Annotated in this window: 24 protein-coding genes; 16 read left to right on the top strand and 8 right to left on the bottom strand. The window is 63.1% G+C overall.

Annotation, left to right across the window (positions count from 1 at the left end; genetic code table 11):
* Window positions 1-18 precede the first annotated feature (18 nt).
* Entirely contained in the window at window positions 19-972 is a 954-nt protein-coding gene (locus tag IB262_RS26685; RefSeq protein ID WP_192493993.1) for a sugar-binding transcriptional regulator, read from the bottom strand.
* Window positions 973-1283: 311 nt separating this feature from the next.
* On the opposite strand from IB262_RS26685, the gene IB262_RS26680 reads away from it, so the two are divergent.
* Window positions 1284-2645, top strand: a complete 1362-nt coding sequence (locus IB262_RS26680; RefSeq protein WP_112975176.1) for an NAD(P)-dependent oxidoreductase — start codon at window positions 1284-1286, stop codon at window positions 2643-2645.
* 20 nt (window positions 2646-2665) lie between these two features.
* Complete coding sequence (gene preA / locus IB262_RS26675) at window positions 2666-3979, top strand: NAD-dependent dihydropyrimidine dehydrogenase subunit PreA (protein ID WP_112975177.1); 1314 nt, start codon at window positions 2666-2668, stop codon at window positions 3977-3979.
* Between the two features lie 65 nt (window positions 3980-4044).
* Here preA and IB262_RS26670 read toward each other — a convergent pair whose 3' ends face one another.
* On the bottom strand, window positions 4045-5067 hold the full coding sequence (locus IB262_RS26670) for an NAD(P)-dependent alcohol dehydrogenase (RefSeq protein WP_112975178.1): 1023 nt from the start codon (window positions 5065-5067) through the stop codon (window positions 4045-4047).
* A 107-nt stretch (window positions 5068-5174) separates the two neighbouring features.
* Here IB262_RS26670 and IB262_RS26665 point away from each other — a divergent pair, with 107 nt between their 5' ends.
* The 3 genes from IB262_RS26665 (at window position 5175) to IB262_RS26655 (ending at window position 9159) form a co-directional block, all read left to right on the top strand.
* Complete coding sequence (locus IB262_RS26665) at window positions 5175-6074, top strand: LysR family transcriptional regulator (protein ID WP_034794112.1); 900 nt, start codon at window positions 5175-5177, stop codon at window positions 6072-6074.
* Between the two features lie 327 nt (window positions 6075-6401).
* Window positions 6402-8078, top strand: coding sequence for an adenylate/guanylate cyclase domain-containing protein (locus tag IB262_RS26660; protein ID WP_112975179.1), 1677 nt, complete (start codon window positions 6402-6404; stop codon window positions 8076-8078).
* A gap of 151 nt (window positions 8079-8229) precedes the next feature.
* The gene (locus tag IB262_RS26655) at window positions 8230-9159 is read left to right on the top strand and encodes a DMT family transporter (protein ID WP_051659304.1); all 930 of its coding nucleotides are present in this window, start codon (window positions 8230-8232) and stop codon (window positions 9157-9159) included.
* Between the two features lie 8 nt (window positions 9160-9167).
* On the opposite strand, the gene IB262_RS26650 is transcribed toward IB262_RS26655, so the two are convergent.
* On the bottom strand, window positions 9168-9821 hold the full coding sequence (locus IB262_RS26650) for a TetR family transcriptional regulator C-terminal domain-containing protein (RefSeq protein ID WP_034794116.1): 654 nt from the start codon (window positions 9819-9821) through the stop codon (window positions 9168-9170).
* Between the two features lie 282 nt (window positions 9822-10103).
* Between IB262_RS26650 and IB262_RS26645 the strand changes: the two genes are divergently transcribed.
* Complete coding sequence (locus IB262_RS26645) at window positions 10104-11354, top strand: Zn-dependent hydrolase (protein ID WP_090298213.1); 1251 nt, start codon at window positions 10104-10106, stop codon at window positions 11352-11354.
* 79 nt (window positions 11355-11433) lie between these two features.
* Window positions 11434-12888, top strand: a complete 1455-nt coding sequence (gene hydA, locus IB262_RS26640; protein WP_134886344.1) for a dihydropyrimidinase — start codon at window positions 11434-11436, stop codon at window positions 12886-12888.
* A 93-nt stretch (window positions 12889-12981) separates the two neighbouring features.
* Here hydA and IB262_RS26635 read toward each other — a convergent pair whose 3' ends face one another.
* Entirely contained in the window at window positions 12982-13395 is a 414-nt protein-coding gene (locus tag IB262_RS26635) for a cupin domain-containing protein (RefSeq protein ID WP_112975181.1), read from the bottom strand.
* A gap of 121 nt (window positions 13396-13516) precedes the next feature.
* Here IB262_RS26635 and IB262_RS26630 point away from each other — a divergent pair, with 121 nt between their 5' ends.
* The 9 genes from IB262_RS26630 to IB262_RS26590 all read left to right on the top strand — a co-directional run bounded on the left by IB262_RS26630 (window position 13517) and on the right by IB262_RS26590 (window position 23775).
* Window positions 13517-14308 (top strand): ABC transporter ATP-binding protein, encoded by a 792-nt coding sequence (locus tag IB262_RS26630; protein WP_034794266.1) that lies wholly within the window; start codon window positions 13517-13519, stop codon window positions 14306-14308.
* Window positions 14298-14762: a GNAT family N-acetyltransferase gene (locus IB262_RS26625; RefSeq protein ID WP_060518919.1), complete on the top strand. Its 465-nt coding sequence runs from the start codon at window positions 14298-14300 to the stop codon at window positions 14760-14762. The genes IB262_RS26630 and IB262_RS26625 overlap by 11 nt, the downstream gene beginning before the upstream one ends.
* Window positions 14759-15094: a membrane protein gene (locus IB262_RS26620; protein WP_034794138.1), complete on the top strand. Its 336-nt coding sequence runs from the start codon at window positions 14759-14761 to the stop codon at window positions 15092-15094. The genes IB262_RS26625 and IB262_RS26620 overlap by 4 nt, the downstream gene beginning before the upstream one ends.
* Window positions 15095-15096: 2 nt before the next feature.
* On the top strand, window positions 15097-15981 hold the full coding sequence (locus IB262_RS26615) for an ABC transporter permease (protein ID WP_034794141.1): 885 nt from the start codon (window positions 15097-15099) through the stop codon (window positions 15979-15981).
* A complete protein-coding gene (locus tag IB262_RS26610) occupies window positions 15978-16847 on the top strand; it encodes an ABC transporter permease (RefSeq protein WP_089045639.1) in 870 nt (289 codons plus the stop codon). Before IB262_RS26615 ends, IB262_RS26610 begins: the two co-directional genes overlap by 4 nt.
* A 51-nt stretch (window positions 16848-16898) precedes the next feature.
* A complete protein-coding gene (locus IB262_RS26605) occupies window positions 16899-17891 on the top strand; it encodes an ABC transporter substrate-binding protein (RefSeq protein WP_034794145.1) in 993 nt (330 codons plus the stop codon).
* A gap of 524 nt (window positions 17892-18415) precedes the next feature.
* A complete protein-coding gene (locus IB262_RS26600; protein ID WP_034794147.1) occupies window positions 18416-19603 on the top strand; it encodes an efflux RND transporter periplasmic adaptor subunit in 1188 nt (395 codons plus the stop codon).
* A gap of 14 nt (window positions 19604-19617) precedes the next feature.
* Window positions 19618-22935 carry an efflux RND transporter permease subunit gene (locus IB262_RS26595; RefSeq protein ID WP_034794149.1) on the top strand — a complete coding sequence of 1106 codons (3318 nt, stop codon included), beginning with the start codon at window positions 19618-19620 and terminating at the stop codon, window positions 22933-22935.
* 159 nt (window positions 22936-23094) lie between these two features.
* Window positions 23095-23775, top strand: coding sequence for a Crp/Fnr family transcriptional regulator (locus IB262_RS26590; protein ID WP_034794150.1), 681 nt, complete (start codon window positions 23095-23097; stop codon window positions 23773-23775).
* 47 nt (window positions 23776-23822) lie between these two features.
* Here the strand turns inward: IB262_RS26590 and ureG are convergent, their stop codons facing one another.
* From ureG to IB262_RS26570, 4 genes are all read right to left on the bottom strand, one after another.
* A complete protein-coding gene (ureG, locus tag IB262_RS26585; protein WP_034794155.1) occupies window positions 23823-24434 on the bottom strand; it encodes an urease accessory protein UreG in 612 nt (203 codons plus the stop codon).
* A 78-nt stretch (window positions 24435-24512) separates the two neighbouring features.
* Window positions 24513-25184 (bottom strand): urease accessory protein UreF, encoded by a 672-nt coding sequence (locus IB262_RS26580; protein WP_112975191.1) that lies wholly within the window; start codon window positions 25182-25184, stop codon window positions 24513-24515.
* Window positions 25177-25650, bottom strand: a complete 474-nt coding sequence (ureE, locus tag IB262_RS26575) for an urease accessory protein UreE (protein ID WP_192493992.1) — start codon at window positions 25648-25650, stop codon at window positions 25177-25179. The genes IB262_RS26580 and ureE overlap by 8 nt, the downstream gene beginning before the upstream one ends.
* 2 nt (window positions 25651-25652) lie before the next feature.
* Window positions 25653-25949, bottom strand: a complete 297-nt coding sequence (locus IB262_RS26570; protein WP_112975182.1) for a putative quinol monooxygenase — start codon at window positions 25947-25949, stop codon at window positions 25653-25655.
* Window positions 25950-26075 lie beyond the last annotated feature (126 nt).

Below are 26075 nucleotides of genomic sequence, written 5' to 3'. Positions count from 1 at the left end.
AATCGTTTCGCATAACGATCATGCGTGGAGCAGATAGATCGCCGTCGCCTCATCGGTGATAAGGCCGTTGATAATGCCGCCCTTTACGGCCGCCCGCAGCGCCTCATATTTGCGCTGCCCCTTGGCAAGTCCGATGACAGACGCCCGGTCGCGCGGCGGCAAGGGAACGGAGGCGACGCGCTCGTTGAAGCTGCCCGAGAGCAACGCGCCATCATGATCGAACATCCAGCCACAGATCTCGCCCGCGGCACCCGCCTTGGTCAGACCGGCCATCTCGTCCTGGGCGAGGAACCCGTCCTGGCAGAGCGGCGCGTCCGGGCCGAGCTCGCCGACGCCGACGAAGGCGACATTGGCTTCGGCGCCTAGCTTCAGAGCCACCTGCACCAGGCTCTGGCTGTGCAGCACCTCCCGCTCCTCGGCCGAAGCGGCGAGCACCGGCAGCGGCATCGGAAAATGCCGGGCCTTGACCGCATCGGCCATGCTGAAGATGACGTTGTAATAGGCGGCCGAACCATCAAGGCCGATATTGCCCGTGAGCGACACGATGCGGTGCTGCGGACATTCCATCGGCGGCAACTGATCGACCGCCGCTTTCAGCGTGCGCCCGGTACCGATCGCCAGCACCTGCGGCTCGGACGATTTCAGCCAGCGCTCGATCTCGGCGGCCCCGGCTTCCGCGATGCCAACGGTCGTCGACGTCGAACCGGGATCGCTCGGCACCACCTCCACATGTTTCAGTCCGTATTTGTCGCGAAGACCTGCGGCCGCCTCGAGGCAGGCGGCAATCGGATGGTCAAGCCGAACCTTGATCAGCCGCTCGGACATGGCGAGCGAAACCAACCGCTGCGCCGACTGGCGCGAGATTCCCATGACGGTGGCGATCTCATCCTGGGTGCGGCCAGCGACATAGTATAGCCAGCCCGCCCGGGCAGCATCGTCAAGCCTGTTGTTCGCCTCGCCCCTGCGTGCCATCGCTGTTCTCCATTCCCCCCGATCACGATACTTTTGGATCCTGACGATCCAAAAGTATCGTGATCGATCTTCATAAGCAGAGCGGGGTGCGGGCAGAAAACCGCGCACACTTTTCCTCATCCCGCTCTGATCTGCTGCCACTATTGCCCCGCCCTGTCAAACATCGGCCAAGAACAAGGGCTTGGCAGGTCTGCCGCAAGGCCCGGGATCACAAGGCTTTTCGCCCGTTTCGACCTTAAATTTTTACCGTTTGATAAAAAAATAAAGCGTGTTACCGTTCCATCATCCTGAGAAAACATTGGGAGCCAAAAATGGGAACGACACAATCTGGGATCCTCGGCGGCCGCCTGCCGCTCGGGGAGTACGAGAGCAATTTCTCCGACCTGCATCCACCGCTCGACAGGCACGAGGCCCTCGTCGCTTCCGACCGCTGTTACTTCTGCCATGACGCGCCGTGCATGACGGCCTGTCCCACCTCCATCGATATCCCGCTGTTCATTCGGCAGATATCGACCGGCAACCCGATCGGATCGGCCAAGACGATCTTCGATCAGAACATCCTGGGCGGCATGTGCGCCCGCGTCTGTCCCACCGAAACGCTGTGCGAACAGGCTTGCGTTCGCAACACCGCCGAGGAGCGCCCGGTCGAGATCGGCCGCCTGCAGCGCTATGCAACCGACGTGGCGATGAAAGAGAACAAGCAGTTCTACACCCGTGCTGAAACCTCCGGCCGCAAGATCGCCGTCGTCGGCGCCGGCCCGGCCGGCCTTGCTGCTGCCCATCGGTTGGCCGTCAAGGGCCACGACGTCGTGATCTACGATGCCCGGCCGAAGTCCGGCGGCCTCAATGAGTACGGCATTGCCGCCTACAAGTCGGTCGACGACTTCGCGCAGAAGGAAGTCGACTACGTGCTGGCGATCGGCGGCATCGAAGTGCGCCAGGGCCAGGCGATCGGCCGCGATTTCACCCTCGCCGACCTCTCGGAACAGTATGACGCCGTCTTCCTCGGCCTCGGCCTTGCGGGCGTGAACGCGCTGCGTCTCGAAGGCGAAAGTGCCGAAGGCGTTGACGATGCCGTCGACTTCATCGCCGCCCTTCGCCAGTCGAAGACCAAGGCCGATATCCCGGTCGGCCGTCGCGTCGTCGTCCTCGGTGGCGGCATGACCGCAATCGATGCGGCGGTGCAGGCAAAGCTGCTCGGCGCGGAAGAAGTGACGATCTGTTATCGCCGCGGCAAGCAGCACATGAACGCCTCCGAGTTCGAGCAGGACCTGGCGGCCTCCAAGGGAGTCACCATCCGCCACTGGCTGCAGCCGAAGCGCATTGCCGAAAAGGATGGCAAGGTCGCCGGCATCGAGCTGGAATACACCACGCTCGAAGACGGAAAGCTGACGGCGACCGGCGAAACCGGTATCATTGCTGCCGACCAGATCTTCAAGGCGATCGGCCAGAGCTTCCTCGGAGCAGGCCTCGGCGCGCTGCAACTCGAAGGCGGCCGCATTGTTGCCGACGCCGAAGGGCGCACGTCGCTGCCCAACGTCTGGGCCGGCGGCGACTGCGTGCTCGGCGGTGAAGACCTCACGGTCTCGGCCGTCGCCATGGGCCGCGACGCGGCTGAATCGATCAATCGGGCCTTCGCCGCGGCAGCGCCGCGCGCGAGCGCAGTTGCCTAAGGGATCGGGAGGAGAAACCAATGGCTGATCTTCGCAATAATTTTGTCGGCATCAAATCCCCGAACCCGTTCTGGCTGGCATCCGCCCCACCAACGGACAAAGCTTACAACGTCGAGCGCGCCTTCAAGGCGGGCTGGGGCGGCGTCGTCTGGAAGACGCTCGGCGAGGAAGGCCCGCCGGTCGTCAACGTCAACGGCCCGCGCTACGGCGCGATCTGGGGCGCCGACCGCCGGCTGCTCGGGCTGAACAACATCGAGCTCATCACCGACCGCGACCTCTATGTGAACCTGCGCGAAATGAAGCAGGTGAAGATGAACTGGCCGGATCGCGCCCTGATCGCCTCGATCATGGTGCCCTGCGAGGAAGAGGCGTGGAAGGCGATCCTGCCGCTGGTCGAGGAAACCGGCGCCGACGGCATCGAACTCAACTTCGGCTGTCCGCACGGCATGTCCGAACGTGGCATGGGTGCTGCGGTCGGCCAGGTGCCGGAATACATCGAGATGGTCGTGCGCTGGTGCAAGCAGTACACGCGCATGCCTGTCATCACCAAATTGACGCCCAATATCACCGACATCCGCAAGCCCGCCCGCGCCGCCAAGGCCGGCGGCACCGACGCGGTGTCGTTGATCAACACGATCAATTCGATCGTCTCGATCGACCTCGACAACTTCGCCCCCAACCCGACGGTCGGCGGCAAGGGCACCCACGGCGGCTATTGCGGCCCGGCGGTGAAGCCGATCGCGCTCAATATGGTCGCCGAGATCGCTCGCGATCCGGAAACCTACGGCCTGCCGATCTCCGGCATCGGCGGCATCACCACCTGGCGCGACGCGGCCGAGTTCCTGGCACTTGGCGCCGGCAACGTCCAGGTCTGCACCGCAGCCATGACCTATGGCTTCAAGATCGTCCAGGAAATGATCTCGGGCCTCTCCGACTGGATGGACGCCAAGGGTCACCGCAACCTCGATGATATCACCGGACGCGCGGTCCCGAACGTTACCGACTGGCAGTATCTGAACCTCAACTACATCGCCAAGGCGAAGATCGACCAGGATGCCTGCATCAAGTGCGGTCGCTGCCACATCGCCTGCGAGGACACCTCGCATCAGGCGATCACACAGTTCGTCAACGGCGTACGTCACTTCGAGGTAATGGAAGACGAGTGCGTTGGCTGCAATCTCTGCGTCAACGTCTGTCCCGTCGAAAACTGCATCACCATGGAAGAGCTGCCGGCCGGCACGCTCGACCAGCGCACCGGCAAGCCGGTCGATCCAAACTACGCCAACTGGACGACCCATCCGAACAACCCGATGGCCCGCCAGGCCGCTGAGTAGCGGATCTCGTCACTTCATCGAAACGCCGCCGGACCACAAATCCGGCGGCGTTTTCTCATGTGCCCTCAGAACTCGACGACGACCTTGCCGAACGGGCCGCGGTCGAGATGCGCCAGAGCCTCGCGGAACTGTTCGAACGAATAGCGCGCATCGATGACTGGCTTGATCGCGGTCCGGTCGATCGCGACGACGAGATCCTGCAGCGCCCGGCGGTGAGCGACGCCAATGCCCTGGATGACCGGCGATTTCAGCAGGACCGGCGTGACTGGTGCCGAGATCTCCGCGCCTTCGAACACTCCGATCACCGATATCCGCCCTTGCACGGCAACCGCCTGCAGCGACTTGCCGAGATTAGCGCCGCCCGCCATCTCCAGAATATGATCGGCGCCGTGATCGCCGGTAATCTCAAGAACCCGCTCCGCCCAATCCTCTCTTACGCGGTTGATGCCATGGTCGGCGCCCAGAGCAAGCGCGCGCTCGAGCTTTTCCTGGCTGGCCGACGTGACGATGACCTCGGCGCCATGCGCCTTGGCGATCTGCAACCCGAACAGCGACACGCCGCCGGTCCCCTGCACGACCACGCGATCCCCGGCCTTCGGATGCCCCTTCTCGACCAGCGCGAACCAGGCCGTCACCCCGGCACAGGGCAAGGTGCTCGCCTCGCCGTCGTCGAGGCTCTCGGGTGCTGCGACGAACCAGTCCTCAGGGAAAGCGACATATTGCGACGCGACACCCGGGTTCAGGCCGCCAAGGGCAAACGACGTTGGGTGACGAGCCGTTCCCGGCTTTTGACCGTCGATCCAGGTCGGATCGAAAACGGAGATGACCCGATCGCCCGGCTGAAAGCGCGTCACGCCCCGGCCGACCGCTTCGACCACCCCTGCCATGTCGGAGCCCGGCACGAAGGGGAAGGAAAGCGGCATGCCCATGCCGTTTTCCAAGACCAGCTTGTCGCGAAAATTGAGCGACACGGCCGTCGTGCGAACAAGCACCTCACCTGGGCCCGGCTCCGGAACACGGCGCTCGGTAATTTTGAGGTTTTCGGCTCCAAGCGCGTCGATCGTCCATTCCTTCATCAGTCTTGCCATAGTCCGTTCCTTTCACTGGATTGATCTGATGGAGGAAGCATAGCGTTGAATTTATCTCTCCAGTTGCGATAAGAATTCGCCATATTGGTTCTTAAAAGGAGACAATCTTGGAGCGGTTGGGAGGCATTTCGATCTTCGTCGAGGCGGTCGAAGCTGGTGGATTTTCAGCGGCGGCCGAACGGCTGAACCTCTCGCGCTCCGCTGTCGGCAAGACGATTGCCAAGCTCGAACAAAGACTTGGCGTCCGGCTCTTCCATCGCACGACCCGCACGCAGAGCCTGACGGCCGAAGGCCAGCTCTATTATGAAAGTTGTCTCAGAGCCGTTGGTGAGATTCGTGCCGGCGAGGCACTGCTGGAATCGGGCAAGCAGGAGATCAGAGGTCGGCTGCGCATGTCCCTGCCCGTGGTTTTCGGACGGCAATGCGTCATGCCGCTCTTGTCGGAACTGCTGGGTCAGCACCCGCTCCTGGAACTCGACGTCAATTTCAGCGACCGCAGGGTCGATCTTGTCGAGGACGGCTTCGATCTCGCCATTCGCACAGGTCCACTGCCCGATGAACCCGATGTGATGGCGCGCAAGGTTGCCGACCAGCCCATGACGGTCTGCGCCTCCCCCGCCTACCTGCAGCGGCACGGCACGCCGCGCAGCATCGATGACCTTCTTCACCATCAGGCGATCCTCTATCGGCGCAGCAGCGATGCGCTTTCCTGGTCCTTCCCGGTCAAGGGAGCGGTACCCCGGCAGGTGACGCCGCCGGCACGGCTGAAACTCGACGACCTGACCTCGATCGCCGATGCGGCGGCAGACGGCTTCGGCCTCGCATGGCTGCCGTGCTGGCTGGTGCGCAGCCACATCGACTCAGGACGGCTCGTCCGCATTCTTACCGATGTGCCCGCCCTCTCCTTCGCAGCCCATGTCGTGTGGCCGCGCACGCAATACATGCCGCCGAAATTGCGGCTGATGATCGACACGCTGGCCGATCGACTGGCCCCCATGATGCAATGATCCGCGGAGCATTCCTGCTTCCAAAGGCGGCGGCGTGTGGATAATGGCCGGCTTTGGCGGCCGCTTCGCCCGGCTCTGCGGATCCCTCCGGCGCCCGAGCGCGGCCCGACGGCCGAACTCCGTTGAATAGCGTTCCCGGCCGATAACGAACAGGACACGAAAACGAAACAGATTGTGTAAAAATGGTAAGTTGTCGGCTCGTACGATCTGGATAATAAGGGAGTACTCATACGGGGTGCGTCGCGGGCTCGATCAGGGCCGCAACGCGATCTCCAAAGGTTTTGACACTGCAGCCGGACGACGCTCCGGCAGAGCCGGACTTGTTGCTTGACGATCATTTCGGCCAACCGACGCAAGCGAATGCACCTCGTCTCCGGGGCCATCCTCGGTACGTTTGTCCTGGCGCATTTCTTCAACCATTCGCTCGGCCTGATCTCCATCGAGGCGATGGAAACCGCCCGCAGGGGCTTCAATCTCATCTGGCACAGCCTGCCTGGCACGGTGCTGCTCTATGGCGCCCTGTTGCTGCACTTCGTCATGGCCCTCGAAAGCATCTATCGTCGGCAGACACTCAGAATGCCGGCGCGCGAGGCGCTGAAGATCGTCTTCGGCCTCAGCCTGCCTTTCCTTTTGATCGGTCATATCACCGCCGCACGCGTCGAGCCACTCCTCACAGGGATCGACGTGGACTATCCGGACATGCTTCGCACGCTCTGGTCGAATTCGTTCAACGCCATCAGGCAGTCGGTCGCCCTGTTGCTCGTCTGGGGCCACGGCTGCCTCGGGGCCTGGTTCTGGATGCGCGGCCGCGCCTGGTTCCCGCGTTACGAAATCCTGCTCTACACGGTCGCGATCCTCGTGCCGATCTTCGCGCTGCTCGGCTTCGTCAGCGGCGCCCGCTCGATCGAGGACGGTTACGCCGAACATGGCGGCTACGGCGACCGTTCCTATTCGAAGCCTCAGTTCGACCTCACGCTTCTCGAGGATATTCGGCTCGGCCTCTATTTCGGCTTCGGCGGCCTGATCGCCGGCACGTTCCTGCTGCGGGCCATGCCAAAGGGCGGGCGCATTCGCGTGCGCTATCCCGACGGTCGGGTGGCCACCGTCAATCTCGGCTTCAGCGTGCTCGAGGCGAGTAGGGCCGCGGGCATCGCCCACGTCTCGGTCTGCGGCGGCCGTGGCCGATGCTCGACCTGCCGGGTGCGCATCATCCAGGGGCTTGAAGACCAGCCGCCACCCGAGGATGCCGAGCTCGCGACACTCACCCGGATCGGCGCACCCGACAATGTCCGCCTCGCCTGCCAGTTTCGCCCTGTCCACAACGTCACCGTCGTGCCGATCCTCGACAGCGACAGCCTCGGCATCAAGAAGCAGATCGGCCGCGAGGGCGGCGAAGGTCGCGAACGGCGCATCGCCGTGCTCTTCTGCGACCTGCGGGGCTTCACCAGCATTGCCGAACACAAGCTGCCTTTCGACACCGTGTTCCTGCTCAACCGCTACTTCGAGATGGTGGGCGAAGCGGTCGAGGATTCCGGCGGCGTCATCGACAAGTTCATCGGTGACGGCGCATTGGCGATCTTCGGGCTGAAGAGCACCTACACTGAGGCCTGCCGGCAGTCGCTTGCCGCCGCCGTGCGCATATCCAAGGGCCTCGAGACACTGAACCAGACCTTCCGCGGCGAACTCGACGAGCCGCTGCGCATCGCCATGGGCCTGCACGCCGGCCCGGCGATCATCGGCGAGATCGGCTACGGCCAGGCCACATCGCTGACGGCGGTCGGCGATACGATCAACACGGCGAGCCGTCTGGAAGGCCTCGCCAAGGAACACGACGTACAATTGGCCGTCTCGGCCGAGCTCGTCAACCGCGCGGGCCTGGTGATCGAAGGGCATGAGCGGCTGGACATCGGCCTGCGCGGCCGGCAGGCGACGCTCGAAACCTGGATCGTCGGGGATGCCGCCGGTATCTCCACGGCCTTGCAACCTGCACCGTCGAACGCGTAGTGCAACCCCTTGAAAGCGTGAAACAGTTTCCACGCCCGAAGTTGCATACCTTCAAGGCTTTGGATCTTTTCACGGTTTCAATGAAGCGCTGAAATGATCTAGTAGTGGAGATCCTTCCCGCCCTCGCCGCCGATCCAATCCGGAAGCCCCCATGAAACAGGACGTCTCCCCGAAAACCGCGCACCAGGTTCATGCGAAGGGCGCCGAGAAGCTGAAGGCGCATCTGGCGATGATGACCTTCGCCGTCCTGATCGCCGGCTCCTTTTCCTTCGGCGGCCTTGCCACCCAACATATGGGCGCTGGGCCGCTGACGCTCTGGCGCTATCTTTTGACCGTCGTCGTCCTTGGCCTGCTCACCTTCGGCTATGCGCGCGTTCCCTTTCGCTTTCCCAAGCAAGCGTGGCGCTTCGTAATCCTCGGCGGGTTGATCGCCGTCTACATGCTGACGATGTTCAAGGCGCTGGAGTTCACCAGCCCTGTTTCAACAGGCGCGGTCTTCACGCTGATGCCGCTCTTGAGCGCCGGCTTCGCGTTTGTGTTGCTCGGTCAGCATACGCGCCCGGGCGTGCTCGCCGGGCTCATCATCGCTGCCCTTGGCGCCGTCTGGGTGATCTTTCGCGCCGATGTCGGCGCGATCCTTGCCTTCGACGTCGGCCAGGGCGAATTGATCTTCTTCGTCGGCGTCGTCTGCCACGCGGTCTATGTGCCGCTGATCCGCAAGTTCGGCCGAGAGGAAAGTCCATTCGCCTTCGGCTTCTGGGTGGCTGTCTTCACCGTGCCCTGGCTGCTGGTACCGGGCGCGGCCGGTCTCGTCACGGCCGATTTCGCCAGCCTGCCACCGGTCGTCTGGCTCGCCGTCCTCTATCTGGCCGTTGTGACCACGGCGATCACCTTCCTGCTCCTGCAATACGCCTCGATGCGGCTACCCGCATCGAAAGTGCTTGGCTACGGCTATCTGACGCCGAGCTTCATCATCCTGCTCGAGGGTCTTCTGGGCCATGGCTGGACCAGCCTGCCGGTGCTTGCCGGCGCGCTGACCACGGCCTGCGGCCTGCTGTTGATGGCGCTGCTGCCAGATTGAAAGGCGGCTCAAGCCGCCGGCTGCTCGCTCACCTGCAGCCCGTCGACGAAGAGCCGTTCGAGGAAGCGTGCCGCATCCTCGAAGCGCCCGTCCCCGGCGTTTCCCTGGCCGAGCACGGCGCGCACCTGCACGTCGAAGTCCGCGTAGTGCTGGGTGGTGGACCAGATCGCGAAGATCAGGTGATAGGGGTCGCATTTGGCGATCTTGCCGGCCTTGGCCCAGGCCCGGATTACCTCGGCCTTCTCGTCGACCAGCGACTTCAAGGGCCCCTTGAGCTCGTCCTCGATATGCGGCGCCCCCTGCAGCACCTCGTTGGCGAAGAGCCGGCTTTCGCGCGGATAGTCACGGGCCATTTCGAGCTTGCGCCGAATATAGCTGCGGATTTCGGCGACCGGGTTCCCCTCGGCGTTGAATTCTCGCAAGGGGTCGAGCCAGGTGTCGAGCACCCGGTCGATCAGCGCCCGGTGCATCGCTTCCTTGGTGCGGAAATAATAGAGCAAATTGGGTTTCGACATGCCCGCCACTTCGGCGATCTGATCGACCGTCGAGCCGCGGAAACCGTTGGCGGAGAAGACTTCGAGCGCGGCCTCGAGAATGCGCTCTTCCTTCTCCCCTTGTATGCGGGTCCGCCTCTGGGTCCTGGCCGCTCTCGGTAATACCATATGTCCCCCTGGCCATGCCTGCGCAGCTCGTCGCGCAGGAACCGGCTGCCCAATTTCCGGCCCCGCCATCTTATTGGGCAACAACTTCGTTTTTTTGTTTTTCCGGCTTGAGTGCCGCAACGGAAGTTGTAATGTTTACCAACCGGTCAAATTATCAGCCAGTTCACCGCCAAAGGCAACGGCTGATCGAAGGGCACCAGAAAAAACCAAGCCTGGATTTGACCACGGGAACATGAGGGCGCGCCGATCAAGGCAAAGCCCTGAAAAGATGAGGAGACCGCCGTGGCTGCACCTGGCGAGAACATGCGCGTCAATGCCGACCGCCTGTGGGATTCACTTATGGAAATGGCCAAGATCGGCCCTGGTGTCGCGGGCGGCAACAACCGCCAGACGCTGACCGACGAGGACGCCGAAGGGCGCCGGCTGTTCCAGTCCTGGTGCGAAAAGGCCGGCCTCACCATGGGCGTCGACACCATGGGCAATATGTTCTTCACAAGGCCCGGCACCGACCCGGATGCGCTGCCCGTCTATATCGGCTCGCATCTCGATACCCAGCCGACCGGCGGCAAGTATGACGGCGTGCTCGGCGTGCTCTCGGGCCTCGAGGTCGTTCGCTCGATGAACGATCTCGGCATCAAGACCAAGCATCCTGTCGTCGTCACCAACTGGACCAACGAGGAAGGCGCGCGCTTCGCGCCGGCCATGCTCGCATCGGGCGTCTTTGCCGGCGTGCACAGTCAGGATTTCGCCTATGGCCGCAAGGATCCCGAAGGAAAGACCTTTGGCGACGAACTGAAACGCATCGGCTGGGTCGGCGACGAGGAAGTCGGCGCCCGCAAGATGCACGCCTATTTCGAGTACCATATCGAGCAGGGCCCGATCCTCGAAGCCGAGGGCAAGGACATCGGCGTCGTCACCCACTGTCAGGGCCTATGGTGGCTGGAGTTCACGCTCACCGGCCGCGAAGCCCATACGGGCTCGACCCCGATGAACATGCGCGTTAACGCCGGCCTTGCCATGGCCCGCATTCTGGAAATGGTCCAGGGCGTCGCGATGGAAAACCAGCCGGGCGCCGTCGGCGGCGTCGGCCAGGTGTTCTTCTCACCCAATTCCCGCAATGTGCTGCCGGGCAAGGTGGTCTTCACCGTCGACATCCGCTCGCCGGACAAGGCCAAGCTCGACCGCATGCGGGCAAAGATCGAGGCCGAGGCACCGAAGATCACTGACGCGCTTGGCGTCGGCTGTTCCATCGAGGCGATCGGCCATTTCGAGCCGGTCACCTTCGATCCAAAGCTCGTCAGCGCCGTGCGTAACGCCGCCGAGCATCTCGGCTACAGCCACATGAACCTCATCTCGGGCGCCGGGCATGATGCCTGCTGGGCCGCCAAGGTCGCGCCGACGACGATGATCATGTGCCCCTGCGTCGGTGGCCTCAGCCACAACGAGGCGGAGGACATCTCCAGGGAGTGGGCCAGCGCCGGCGCCGACGTCCTCTTCCACGCCGTCGTCGAAACGGCCGAAATCGTCGAATGAGTTTGCGGGCGGGACGAAAGTTCCGCCCTTTTTCGTGGCGGTTGCCTGGCCGCCGGAAGCGCAATCGCGAGGAACAATCATGAGCACTGTCATCAAGGGTGGAACCATCGTCACGGCCGACCTGACCTACAAGGCGGACGTCAAGATCGAGGGCGGAAAGATCGTCGAGATCGGCCCGAACCTGTCGGGCGACGAAACGCTCGATGCGAGCGGCTGTTACATCATGCCCGGCGGCATCGACCCGCATACGCATCTCGAAATGCCCTTCATGGGCACCTATTCCTCCGACGACTTCGAAAGCGGCACGCGGGCAGCCCTTGCCGGCGGCACGACCATGGTGGTCGACTTTGCACTGCCCTCGCCCAACCAGTCGCTGCTCGAAGCGCTCACCATGTGGGACAACAAGTCCACCCGCGCCAACTGCGACTATTCCTTCCACATGGCGATCACCTGGTGGAGCGAGCAGGTCTTCAACGAGATGGAGACCATCGTCAAGGACAAGGGCATCAACACCTTCAAGCACTTCATGGCCTATAAGGGCGCCCTGATGGTGGATGACGACGAGATGTTCTCGTCCTTCCAGCGCTGCGCAGCACTTGGTGCGCTGCCGTTGGTGCACGCCGAAAACGGCGACGTCGTCGCGCAGCTGCAGGCAAAGCTGCTTGCCGAGGGCAACAACGGGCCGGAGGCGCACGCCTATTCGCGTCCGGCAGAAGTCGAGGGCGAAGCGACCAACCGCGCGATCATGATCGCCGATATGGCCGGATGCCCGGTCTACATCGTGCACACCTCCTGTGAGCAGGCGCACGAAGCGATCCGCCGCGCCCGCTCCAAGGGCATGCGCGTCTTCGGCGAGCCGTTGATCCAGCACCTTACGCTGGATGAAACCGAATATTTCAACAAGGACTGGGACCATGCAGCCCGCCGCGTGATGTCGCCGCCCTTCCGCAACAAGCTGCATCAAGATTCACTCTGGGCAGGCCTTGCCTCGGGCTCGCTGCAGGTAGTGGCGACCGACCACTGCGCCTTCACATCCGAGCAGAAGCGCTTCGGCGTTGGCGATTTCACCAAGATCCCGAACGGCACCGGTGGACTTGAAGACCGCATGCCGATGCTGTGGACCCATGGCGTCAACACCGGCCGCATCACCATGAACGAGTTTGTGGCGGTGACCTCGACCAACATCGCCAAGATCCTCAACATCTACCCGAAGAAGGGCGCAATCCTCGTCGGCGCCGATGCCGACCTCGTCGTCTGGGATCCGAAGCGCACCAAGACGATCTCCGCCAAGAGCCAGCAGTCGACGATCGACTACAACGTCTTCGAAGGCAAGGAGGTAAGGGGCCTGCCGCGCTTTACCCTTACCCGCGGCGTCGTCGCGATCGAGGAAAGCACGGTCAAGACCTGCGAGGGCCACGGCGAATTCGTCCGCCGCGATCCCTTCCCAGCGGTCAGCTCAGCCCTTTCCACCTGGAAAGAAGTCACCGCCCCCCGCGCCGTCCAGCGCACTGGCATTCCGGCCACGGGCGTTTGAGGCCTCATGTTTCGCGGCCTGCACGTCTTCGCGCCGCTCTGTCCCACCGGACATGCCCCGCCACCTTGGCGGGGCGTTTCGGCCTGGGAGCCGTCAGGCGGGCACGAGCTGATCGAGCTCGGGCAGCAGCACGAGGCTTTCGCGCTGGTTCGGATCCGTGCGCGCGATGACGGCCGAACAGGGCGCGTTCGAGCGGTTCTCCGGCAGATGCGGCATGCCGGCGGGGATGTAGACCATCTCACCGGCCCTAGCGACGATGTGCTCCTCAAGCCTCTCGCCAAACCAGGTCCAGGCCTCCCCGGAAAGCACGTAGATCGCCGTCTCGTGGCTCTCGTGCAGATGCGCCTTGGCGCGCGCACCGGGCGGGATCGTGACGATGTGCATGCAGAGCCCGGTTGCCCCGACGGTCTCCGCTGCAATGCCCTCGAAATAGTTGAGCCCCTGCTGGCCGGCCACGGCGCCTTCAGGACGAACCACGCGACAGCCCGGATTGGATGATCGAGACATGAGCGTTCTCCAGAATTCCCTGAAAAACCAGCAACAAACGGCTTCGCACCCAAATCCGCGATTGCATGTTGCCGGTCCGGATAGCAGTCTGACACAGACCAGCCAGAATGAGTATTCGCCGATGACGTCCAATACCGCATCCGTGGTTTCGGCCCGGGACCTCTGCCTGACTTTCGAAACCGCCGATGGCCCGGTGCATGCACTGACCGGCGTCAACCTGGATGTCGCCAAGGGTGACTTCGTTTCCTTCATCGGTCCGTCCGGCTGCGGCAAGACGACCTTCTTGCGCGTGATCGCCGATCTGGAAAAAGCGACCTCCGGCACGATCAGCGTCAACGGCATGACGCCTGAGCAAGCGCGCAACAAGCGCGCCTATGGCTACGTCTTCCAGGCCGCAGCGCTCTATCCCTGGCGCACCATCGAAAACAACATCGCTCTGCCGCTTGAGATCATGGGCTATTCGAAGGAAGAGAAGAAGGCCCGCATCGAGCGCACGCTCGACCTCGTCAACCTCTCCGGCTTCGGCAAGAAATATCCCTGGCAGCTCTCCGGTGGTATGCAGCAGCGCGCCTCCATCGCCCGCGCACTGGCGTTTGATGCCGACCTGCTTCTGATGGACGAGCCCTTCGGCGCGCTCGACGAGATCGTTCGCGACCACCTCAACGAACAGCTCTTGAAGCTCTGGGCCCGCACCAACAAGACGATCTGCTTCGTCACCCATTCGATCCCTGAAGCTGTCTACCTCTCCACCAAGATCGTGGTGATGAGCCCCCGCCCCGGCCGCGTCACCGATGTGATCGAATCGCCGCTGCCGCGCGAACGGCCGCTCGGCATTCGCGAAACGCCCGAGTTCCTCGAAATCGCCCATCGCGTCCGCGAAGGCCTGCGCGCGGGACACAGCTATGACGAATAGCATCGGCATCCGCCGGGCCGAACAGACCGACATGGCCGCCTGCGCCGGCATTCTCAACCGCTGGATCGACGCGACGGCCTGGATGCCGCGGGTGCACGAGCATGCCGATGTCGAACGCTATTATGCCGAGACCGTCTTTGCCGAACGCATCGTGCTCTTGGCAGAGGACGACGGCGAGATCGCCGGCTTCCTTTCCCTCTCTGACGACCACCACGTCACCGCGCTTTACATCGATGAGTGGCATCGTGGCGCAGGCATTGGCGCCCGGCTGATCGACACCGCCAAGGCGATGTCACCGGATGAATTGAGCCTATGGACCTTCGAACACAATCGTGATGCCCAGCGCTTCTACGAGCACCAGGGCTTCGAGGCTGTGCGGCGGACCGACGGCGACAACGAGGAGCAGCTGCCGGATATCCTCTATCGCTGGCGCGGCAGAGAGGTGCGGGCATGAACCTTGCCTTCGGCCTCTGGATGCTCTTGGCGACGACGATCTTCCTTGGCGGCGCCACCGCCTCGCGCGCCTATGTCTCCAACAACCACCTCGGCATGCTCTTGCTCGCACTCGGGCTCTACGTGATCGGCAACATCATCATGGTGAAGCTCATGCGCGAGGGCGGCCTCGGCCTGGCAATCTCGCTGTCGGCGATCGTGCAGCTCGTTATGGTCAATGTCATCGCCTTCACCGTGTTCGGCGAACGATTGAGCCTCACGCAGGCCGCCGGCGTGCTTCTCGGCATCGTCGCAATGGGCCTGATGTTGTTCCCCGCAAGCGGAAAGGCGTGACGATGCAGGAACCAAGTTTCTTCAGGGACAAGTTGGTGCCGGTCGGCACCGTCGTCCTGCTGCTGATCGCCATCTGGTATGTCGCGGTCGTCTTCCTCAACGCCCCCTTCGAGCGTGATACGGCAGCCCGCGCCGGCACCGAGATCAGCTTCTCTGAGATCGTGCGCAACACCATGGCGCAGGAACGTCCGGTACTGCCGGCACCGCACCAGGTGATCGCCGAGATCTGGGACACCACCTTCAACAAGGCAATCACCTCGAAGCGCAGCCTCGTCTACCACGCCTGGATCACGCTCTCGGCAACCCTTCTCGGCTTCGGCATCGGCGCCGCCCTCGGCATCCTCCTGGCAGTCGGCATCGTCCACAACCGCGCCATGGACCGCTCGCTGATGCCCTGGGTCATCGCCAGCCAGACGATCCCGATCCTCGCGATTGCGCCGATGATCATCGTCGTCTTGAACGCCATCGGCATTTCCGGACTTTTGCCGAAGGCACTGATCTCGACCTATCTCTCCTTCTTCCCGGTCGTCGTCGGCATGGTGAAGGGCCTGCGCAGCCCGGAGACGATCCAGCTCGACCTCATGCACACCTACAATGCCTCCCCGTCGCAGACCTTCTGGAAGCTGCGCTGGCCGTCGTCGATGCCCTACCTCTTCACCTCGCTGAAGGTTGCCGTCGCCATCTCGCTGGTCGGCGCCATCGTCGGCGAATTGCCGACCGGTGCGGTCGCAGGTCTTGGTGCCCGGCTGCTGGCCGGCTCCTATTATGGCCAGACGGTGCAGATCTGGGCCGCTCTCTTCATGGCGGCAGCCCTTGCGGCCGTTCTCGTCATGATCGTCGGCTTTGCCCACACCGCCGTCCTGAAGCGCATGGGAGCCAAGCCATGAACCTTCCCGTCCTTGCCGCCGCGATCATCTTCTGGCTCACCGCCTGGGCCTTCAACGAATGGCTGGTGCGCCAGAACTTCCAGAGCGCGGCCGCAAACAGCGCCGCCCGCTTCGCCGTACCGGTGATCTTCGGCATCACCATCCTGGTTCTCTGGGAAGGCATCGTCCGCGGCTTCCAGGTCCCCTCCGTGCTTTTGCCGGCACCCTCGATGATCTGGCAAAAGCTGATCAATTCGCTGCCGACGCTCGGCGCCGATTTCCGCCAGACCTTCCTGAAGGCAGTGTTGATCGGCTATGCGCTCGGCTGCGGCCTCGGCTTCGCCGTTGCGATCCTGATCGACCGTTCGCCCTTCCTGCAGAAAGGCCTTCTGCCACTCGGCAATTTCGTCTCGGCCCTTCCCGTCATCGGGGTAGCCCCGATCATGGTCATGTGGTTCGGCTTCGACTGGCAGTCGAAGGTCGCCGTCGTCGTCATCATGACCTTCTTCCCGATGCTGGTGAACACGGTTGCCGGCCTTGCCGCCGCCAGCCACATGGAACGCGACCTGATGCGCACCTACGCCGCCTCCTGGTGGCAGACGCTGGTCAAATTACGCCTGCCGGCCGCCTGGCCGTTCATCTTCACCGCGCTAAAGATCAATTCGACGCTGGCGCTGATCGGTGCCATCGTCGCCGAGTTCTTCGGGACCCCCATCGTCGGCATGGGGTTCCGGATTTCCACGGAAGTGGGACGCATGAATGTCGACATGGTCTGGGCCGAGATCGCCGTTGCGGCGGTCGCCGGTTCCGCCTTCTACGGCGTGGTCGCACTCATCGAGCGCGCCGTCACCTTCTGGCATCCCTCCATTCGCGGAGGGCGCGCCTGAGCCTGCTTGAAGAACTTAAATAAAACGAAGTAAAAACAAGAGGGAACTGACATGAACAAAAGACTTGCATCGCTTCTCGCCGCAGGCGTCTTTTCGCTCGCAGCGTTCCAGGCTGAAGCTGCCGAAAAGGTGACGCTGCAGCTGAAGTGGGTGACCCAGGCGCAGTTTGCCGGCTACTACGTCGCCAAGGACAAGGGCTTCTACGAAGAAGAAGGCCTCGACGTCGACATCAAGCCCGGCGGTCCGGACATCGCCCCGGCCCAGGTGATCGCCGGCGGCGGCGCCGACGTTATCGTCGACTGGATGCCGTCGGCCCTTGCCACCCGCGAAAAGGGCGTGCCGCTCGTCAACATTGCCCAGCCGTTCAAGAAATCCGGCATGATGCTGACCTGCCTGAAGGAAACCGGCGTCACCAGCCCGGACAAGTTCAAGGGTCAGACGCTTGGCGTGTGGTTCTTCGGCAACGAGTATCCGTTCCTCTCCTGGATGGCGCACCTGAAGATCCCGACCGACGGCGGCCCGAACGGCGTGACCGTCCTGAAACAGGGCTTCAACGTCGACCCGCTGATCCAGAAGCAGGCCGCCTGCATCTCCACCATGACCTATAACGAGTACTGGCAGGTCATCGATGCCGGCATCAAGACGGACGACCTGGTGACCTTCAAGTATGAAGACCAGGGCGTGGCGACGCTCGAAGACGGCCTGTACGTACTTGAGGACAAACTCAAGGATCCCGCCTTCAAGGACAAGATGGTCAAGTTCGTCCGCGCCTCGATGAAGGGCTGGAAATATGCCGAGCAGAACCCGGACGAGGCCGCCGATATCGTTCTTGAAAACGATTCCACCGGCGCCCAGACCGAGAAGCACCAGAAGCGCATGATGAGCGAAGTGGCAAAGCTCACCGCCGGCTCCAACGGCTCGCTCGACGAAGCAGACTACAAACGCACCGTGCAGTCGCTGCTTTCGGGTGGTTCCGATCCCGTGATTTCCAAGGAGCCCGAGGGCGCCTGGACACATGAGATCACCGACGCCGCGCTGAAATAGGCCGGTCTCCGCAACGCAAAAGAGGGTCGCACGGCTCAGTATCGTGCGGCCCTCTTCCGTTTTCTTAGCGGTCGTTCGCATCCGCCAAGCTGCTGCCGGGTACCGGGCGTGGGGGTGGTAATCCGGCGAACAACGGCGCTACCTTTGCTTGCCATTGTCAAGATCGTGTCAAGATCGCAACCATAACCGCAGAACGAACGGAATATTGAGGCACCATCGCTTCGTGCACCCTTGTAAGCGTCAAAGGCCGAGATTACATAGGCCACGATGTTTGTTGGAGGCAGGCATGACGGAGGAAGTCTTTTTTCCAGTGCCTTGCCTGCGGTAACCGGTCCCAGTTCCGCCCGCGTCTACGGTCTGATACCGTGCACGCGGAGCGCGAAGTGAGGAATACGCCATCTCCTGTTCTCGAGCACTTTGCCGGGACCTTGTGGCGGTGCGGTAAAATAGCCTGATTGCCCGTGGATCCTGCATCAAGCGGAGATCCGCTCGATATTGTTTCCATTGCCGGGACTGTGAAGCCGATGGCTCAAAAAGTATTGCCTGTCCTCAGCGTGTGCGCTGCGATGACCCTTGGTTCGCTTTCCTTCGCCCGGGCGGAGGAAGCAGCGCAACCGAAACCAGCGCCGAGCTTGCCCTCCATCGTCGTGACGACGGCGGTCGACCAGTCGATCAGCGACCGGGTGGTTGCGACCGGCACCATCCAGGCCGTCGAGCAGGTCTATGTCGCCCCGATGGTCGACGGCCTCTCCATCCGCACGCTCAATGTCGATGTCGGCGACACGGTTGAAGCCGGCAGTGTTCTCGTGGTCCTCAACGACGACGCGCTTCGCCTGCAAAAAAGCGAACTCGAAGCCTCGCTTGCCAAGGCCGAGGCCGGGCTTGCCCAGTTGAACGCCCAGCTCAGCGAAACCAAGGCTAACAACGACGAGGCCAAGCGCGTCAGCGACCGTGCGGCCGAACTCTCCAAGAACGGCACCGTCTCGACGGCCGAGGCCGATCGCGTCCGGGCGCTCGCGATCGCGACGCATGCCCGCGTGCTTTCGGCCGAACAGGCCGTTGCCGTGGCCAGTGCCGACATCAAGGTCGCTGAAGCGCAAATCGACGACATCGACCTGCGCCTCGCCCGAACCGAGGTCAAGGCACCGGTCGCAGGTGTCATCTCGGCCAAGAATGCCAAGGTCGGCGCGATCGCCACCGGTAACAGCGACCCGCTCTTCGCCATGATCCGCGACGGTGCCATCGAGATGAAAGCCGATGTCGCCGAAGCCGATATCATCAAGCTCGCTGTCGGCCAGCCGGCCGTCGTGACGCTTGCCGGCGGCAACACCAAGGTCGAAGGCAAGATCCGCCTGATCGCTCCGACGGTTGATCCCGTCAGCCGCCTCGGCACCGTCTTCATCAGCCTGATGGACACCGAGAAGGCACGCGCCGGCATGTATGCGAGCGCGCTGATCACCGCCGAACAGAAGCAGACGGTGGTCCTGCCGCAAACGGCCGTTACCAATGAGAACGGCCGTACCATCGTTCGCAAGGTCGAAAACGGCGTCATCCGCATCCTGCCGGTCAAGACAGGGATTTCCGACGGCAAGTTCATCGAAGTCCTCGAGGGCCTGAAGGCCGGGGAGGAAGTGGTAGCGAGAGCCGGCGCCTATGTCCGCGACGGTGACCGCATCAACCCCGTCAAGTCCGCCGCATCAGCGACCAACTGACAGGAACCGTGACCATGAACTTCTCAGCCTGGTCCATACGCAATCCGATCGCTCCGATCCTCTTCTTCGTCGTCCTGATGGTGCTGGGCTACCAGTCCTTCGTGTCGTTGCCGATCACCCGCTTCCCCAATATTGACGTCCCGATCGTCTCGATCAACGTGACGCAGAGCGGCGCCTCTCCGGCCGAGCTCGAAACCCAGGTCACCAAGGAAGTCGAGGACGCGGTCGCAAGCGTCACCGGCGTCGATCATATCCAGTCGACGATCAACGACGGTACCTCGACCACCGCCGTCATTTTCCGCATGGAAGTGCCTACGGCCCAGGCGGTGCAGGACGTCAAGGACGCGATCGACCGCATCCGCAGCGACCTGCCGACCTCGATCGAAGAACCGATCGTCTCCAAGGTCGACGTCGAAGGCCAGGCGATCCAGACCTTCTCCGTGTCCGCGCCGGGCATGTCGCTCGAAGAACTCTCCTGGTTCGTCGACGACGTCATCAAGCGTGAGATCCAGGGCAAGAAGGGCATCGGCCGCGTCGACCGTTACGGTGGCGCCGACCGCGAAGTCCGGGTCGAACTCAACGAAGACAAGCTGAATTCGCTCGGCATCACCGCCGCCGACGTCAACGGCCAGCTGCGCCGCATGAACATGGACCTCGGCTCCGGCCGTGGTCAGGTCGGCGGCAGCGAACAGGCGATCCGTACGCTGGGCGATACCCGCAATGTCGAGCAGCTCGCCAACACGATGATCTCGGTGCCGAGCGGCCGCTTCGTGCGCCTGTCCGATCTCGGCACGGTCACCGATACCTATGAGGAACCGCGTTCCTTCTCGCGCTTCAACGGCAACCCCGGCGTGACCTTTGCTGTCTTCCGGGCGAAGGGCGCCTCGGAAGTCAGCGTCGCCGAGACGGTCGCCAAGTCGCTCGAAAAGATCCGCGCGGCCAACCCCGACGTCACCATCGAGATGGTCGACGATTCCGTCTACTTCACCTACGGCAACTACGAGGCGGCGCTGCACACGCTGATGGAAGGCGCGCTGCTCGCCGTCATCGTCGTCATGCTCTTCCTGCGCAACTGGCGGGCAACGCTGATTTCCGCCGTGGCCCTGCCGCTGTCGGCGATCCCGACCTTTTGGGTCATGGACCTGCTCGGCTTCTCGCTGAACCTCGTCAGCTTCCTGGCGATGACGCTTGCAACCGGTATTCTCGTCGACGACGCGATCGTCGAGATCGAGAACATCGAGCGGCACATCCATATGGGCAAATCGCCCTATCGCGCCTCGATCGAAGCGGCGGACGAAATCGGCCTTGCCGTTATCGCGACGACCTTCACCATCATCGCGGTCTTCGTGCCCGTATCCTTCATGCCGGGCATTCCCGGCCAATACTTCATTCAGTTTGGTCTGACGGTCGCCGTCGCGGTGTTCTTCTCGCTGCTCGTCGCGCGTCTGATCACGCCTGTGATGGCCGCCTATCTGATGCGCCCGTCGGACGCCGGCAGTGATCATCATGACCGGGACGGCTTCATGATGCGCAACTATACGCGCCTTGTGGTCGCCACGACGAAGCACTGGTACACCCGCTACCTGACGCTGCTTGCGGCCATCGTCTTCTCGGTTGGTTCTGTCTTCGCGCTCGTCCTCTTCGTGCCCGGCAGCTTCCTGCCGCCGGAAGACGCCTCGCGCGTCAGCCTGTCGATCGAGCTGCCGCCGGACGCCATGCTCGAGGACACCGACCGCACCACCACCGAGATCTACGATCGGATCAAGGATATCGAAGGCGTCGACAACATCTTCGTACTCGGCGGCGCTTCGCCGAAGGGCGACCTGGAACTGCGCCGCGCGACGGTGACGGTGCTTCTGAAGAAGCTCGACCAGTCGCTCGTCAACAAGATCGTCAATGACGTCATCGGTCGCACGCCGGTGATCGGCGCGTACCTGCCGAAGATGCCGCCTGCCGGCCGCATCATCCCGCAGTCGCAGATCGAGAAGGAAATCTTCGCTCGCGTCCGTGACATTCCGGATGTGCGGGTGATCAAGCTCAACGACCGCGGTGAGCGCGATCTCTCCTTCAACCTGCTCTCCAACAACGAGGCCGATCTCGATCAGGCTGTGGCGACGCTGGAAGGCAAGTTGAGGAGCGACTCGTTGCTGGCCAATGTCAGCCCGGATGGCGCCCTTCCCCGTCCGGAACTGCAGATCCGTCCGCGGGACGAGCAGATGTCGCGCCTCGGAATCACCACCGCGCAGATCTCCGAGGTGATCCGTGTCGCCACCATCGGCGATATCGACGCGGCGCTGACCAAGATCGCCCTCGACGGGCGGCTGATCCCGATCCGCGTGCAGATCAACCGCGACTTCCGCACGGATATCGCCGCGATCCGCAATCTGAAGATCACGACCGCCGCCGGCGCCACCGTGCCGCTGTCGAGCGTTGCCGACATCAACTATTCGGAAGGCCCGAGCTCGATCAAGCGCTACGATCGCAACCGCGTCGTATCGCTCGGCGCGGATCTCCCGGTCGGCGTCGCGCTCAACACGGCCTCGGAGCGCTTCAAGCAGATCGCCGGCCAGGCCGATCTGCCGAAGTCCGTGCAGTTCCTCGAAAGCGGCGACGCCGAGGTGCAGGCGGAAATGCAGCAGAGCTTCGGCAACGCCATGCTGCTCGGCCTGATGCTGGTGCTGGTGGTGCTGATCCTCTTGTTCAAGGACGTGATCCAGCCCTTCACGATCCTGTTCTCGCTGCCGCTCGCAATCGGCGGCGTGGCGGCCGCGCTGATCCTGACGCAGAACGCGCTATCCATGCCGGTTCTGATCGGCATCCTGATGCTGATGGGTATCGTCACGAAGAACGCCATCCTGCTCGTCGACTTCGGTATCGAGATGATGCATCACGGCATGGACCGGCAGGTCGCCATGATCGAGGCCGGCCGCAAGCGCGCCCGCCCGATCATCATGACCTCGATCGCCATGTCGGCGGGCATGTTGCCCTCCGCGCTCGGCGTCGGCGAAGGCGGCTCGTTCCGCGCCCCGATGGCGATCGCCGTGATCGGCGGCATCATCGTCTCGACGGTGTTGAGCCTCGTGATCGTGCCGTCGTTCTTCCTGATCATGGACGACCTCTCGCGACTGCTCGCCCGCATCTTCGGCCGCTTCGTCGGCAAGAAGGACGAGGAAAACCTGCCGCTCGACCGCGAGGCCCTCACCGATCTGGTGCATGAGCAAGGCAAGACGATCGAAGGCCTGGAGGACCGGCTGAAGACGCTGGAAACGGACCAGACCAAGGGACGGTCCGGCGGCAAGGTCATCAACCACCCAGCGCTCGCTGCCGAGTAGGTCATCGCCGAAGGGGCTCACCGCCCGGGGCGGCCACAATTCTAAAGCAAGCCCGCGCCCTGCAAGCGCGGGCTTTTTGTGATTTCTATTTGATCGAGGTCAAACCAAGATCTGCAAAGCCCTCTACCCTAGCACTGGATTTTACTCAGGACGGGTACGATGAAGACGTTGCGATTGAACTCGAACGACAGGGCGGTGCTGCTCGGCTCCTGCTTTTTCGAAAAGCTGCCGGCGGCGGCGTCGAGCGCCATTCTCGATGATGTCGTGGTTTCCACACACGAGGAGCACGACATCCTCTTTGGCCAGGGCGAGGCACTGGATCAAGTCTTCTTGGTCCTCTCCGGTCTGGTGCGGCTCTACCGGCTGGGCAAGGACGGGCGCGAGGCGGATATCGCCGTCTTCCCGAAAGGCGAGCTGTTCGGCGAAAGCGCCATGTTCCTTGGCAACCGCGCCACCGCCAACGCCCAGGCGATCGAGACGACGATGCTTGCGCGCATCGACAGCCGCAGGCTTCGCAAGCTGGCCGAACAGACGCCCGAGATCGCCGACGCACTGATGCAGCTTTTGTGCCGGCACGCGCAAATGGCGGAGGATTGCCTGGCCGAAGACCGGCTGCTCACGGCACCGCAGCGGGTCGCGAGCTATATCCTCGGCAATTGCCCCGATGGCATCACCAACTTTTCCTTCCGCCTGCCCTTCCAGAAGAATGTGCTGGCCGGCAAGTTGGGCCTGGCGCCCGAGGCACTGTCTCGCGCCTTCTCGGCCCTTCGCCGCTCCGGCGTCACCGTCAAGGGCCGCGTCATCGAGATCCACGACCGGCAGGCGCTGGAGCGCTTCTGACGCGTTGACGAAGGTTCAGGCGCCAGAAGCAACAAAAGCGGACGGCGTCAGAGGCCGCCGTGCAGCGTCAGGAAATCGACGATCCGGTTGATGCCGTCGCCGCGCTTCATGTCGGTAAAGACGAAGGGCTTTTCCGCCCGCATGCGCGTCGCATCCCGCTGCATCACGTCGAGATCGGCCCCGACATAGGGCGCCAGATCCTTCTTGTTGATGACGAGAAGGTCCGATTTGGTGATGCCCGGCCCGCCCTTGCGCGGGATTTCCTCGCCCTGGCAGACCGAGATGACATAGATCGTCAGGTCAGCGAGATCAGGCGAAAAGGTCGCCGCAAGATTGTCACCGCCGGATTCGATGAAGACGACATCGAGATCGGGGATGCGGCGGTTGAGATCAGCGATCGCCTGCAGATTGATCGTGGCGTCCTCGCGGATCGCCGTATGCGGGCAGCCACCGGTCTCCACCCCGACGATGCGATCGGACGGTAGCGCCTGCATGCGCACCAACGCCTCGGCATCTTCCTTGGTGTAGATATCGTTGGTGACGACGGCGACGGAGTACTTCTCCCGCATCGCCTTGCAAAGCTTGTCGGTCAGCGCCGTCTTGCCCGAGCCCACCGGCCCGCCAATGCCGACGCGAAGGGGACCGTTCTTCGATGCCATCTGGATGTCCTTTCAAGGTGGAAGCAATTCCAGGGAAGCGTGAGACAGTTTCCGTCCGAAATTGCGCAGTTCTATGAGTTACGAACGGAAGAGCCGCGAATGCAGGCTCTCGTGTCTGAGCGACGAAATATCCGCTGTCATCGTGGCCGAGCCGAGATCGTCGAGCGAGGCGCCGGCGGCCTTGACGGCTGTCGCCGCGATGACCGGTTCGAGTGCTGCAATGATGCCGACGCCATCGCGCTGGCCGGTCACGCCGCAACGGATCGCCACCGAGACGGCGTTCGAGACAGAGGCGTTGAGATAGGCGGCAAGCGCCGGCTCGAGGCCCGTTTCATGAGCGCCGGCGACGGCACCGACTGCGACCGGATAGGCGACACTCTCAGGCAGCGCATCGAGAACCGGATCCGGCCACGAGCGCGCCGCTGCCAGAAACGCCTGGCCCTGCAGCATCGTTTCCATATGGCGCTCGCGGCCTCCCGCCAGGGCTTCGGCAAGCTCTGCCGCCGCAGCCAGCCGGGCATGGTCGTTCACGGCGCGATAGCTCTCGGCCAGAAGCAGCGCATCGTTCCAGCCGTAGCCCAGAGAGATGACCGCCTCCAGCCAGTTGCGAAGCTCGCCGGCGTCGCTCACCAGACGGTCGTGAACCGCCTGCTCAAGCCCGCTGGAATAGGAAAACGCGCCGACCGGAAAGGCCGGCGACATCCATGTCACGAGGCGAAGCAGCGCTTGCGTGTCGACCCGCTCAGCCATGGTGGTGATGATTATGGCCATGATTGTGGCCGCCGGCATGGTAGGCGCCGCGCAGCGGATGGAAAGGCAGCGAAACCTCGTTCACCGCCGCGCCCAGGCCTTCGAGCATCTGGCGGATCACCGGATCGCGGGCAATCAGGATGCGGCTCTCTTCGAACTGTGCCGGCAGGTGGCGATTGCCGAGATGCCAGGCAAGCTCGATCAGATGCATCGCGTCGCGCGGGCGGATCTCGTAGAGCGCCTCGGGCGCGGCAGCGATGCGGATCTGGCCGCCGCCTTCGAGCACCAGGAGGTCGCCATCGGCAAGCATAACCGCTTCCTTGAGATCCAGCATCACCACATCGTCGTTTTCGAGATGCAGCAACTTGCGGCGCAGATGCCGCGCGTCGTGCGTCAATGTCACGCTATGAAGCGGCGCAATATCGGCCGGCCCCGGCGAGAGAACCTCTGTCGAACGATAGGGCATCGTCAGAGAACCTCGACCTTTTCCGGCGTCACGAGCTCGAGGCGCGCCTCGACGAGCAGGTCGGCCATCGCCGCCTGAAAGGCCTTCAGATGTGGTTCGTCGAAATGCGCGTCGACGGCTGCCTTGTCCTTCCAGGTTTCGACAAAAACCAGCGCGTCGGGCTCGGCCGGCTTGCGGTAGAGATCATAGGTGATGCAGCCGGCCTCGCGCCGGGTGGCCTCGATCAGCGGTGCTGCGAGCGACACTACCTCATCCCCCTTGCCGGGGTGTGCGGTCAGGTAGGCGATAATGTAAACCATTGAACCCTCGATATCTTTTCTGCCGGCTACTTTAGCAAGAAAAAGCCCTGGCGCCAGCGGCGGGTGCGGCTTTTCAGGCGCTTGCGGCGGCTGTACCGCGCAAGAAAAAGCCCAAAGACCGGATCC

Source organism: Ensifer sp. ENS02 (assembly GCF_014851885.1).
Taxonomy (GTDB): Bacteria; Pseudomonadota; Alphaproteobacteria; order Rhizobiales; family Rhizobiaceae; genus Ensifer; species Ensifer adhaerens.
Note: the sequence above shows the minus strand (reverse complement) of the source record. Positions and strands in the feature narration are given on the sequence as shown.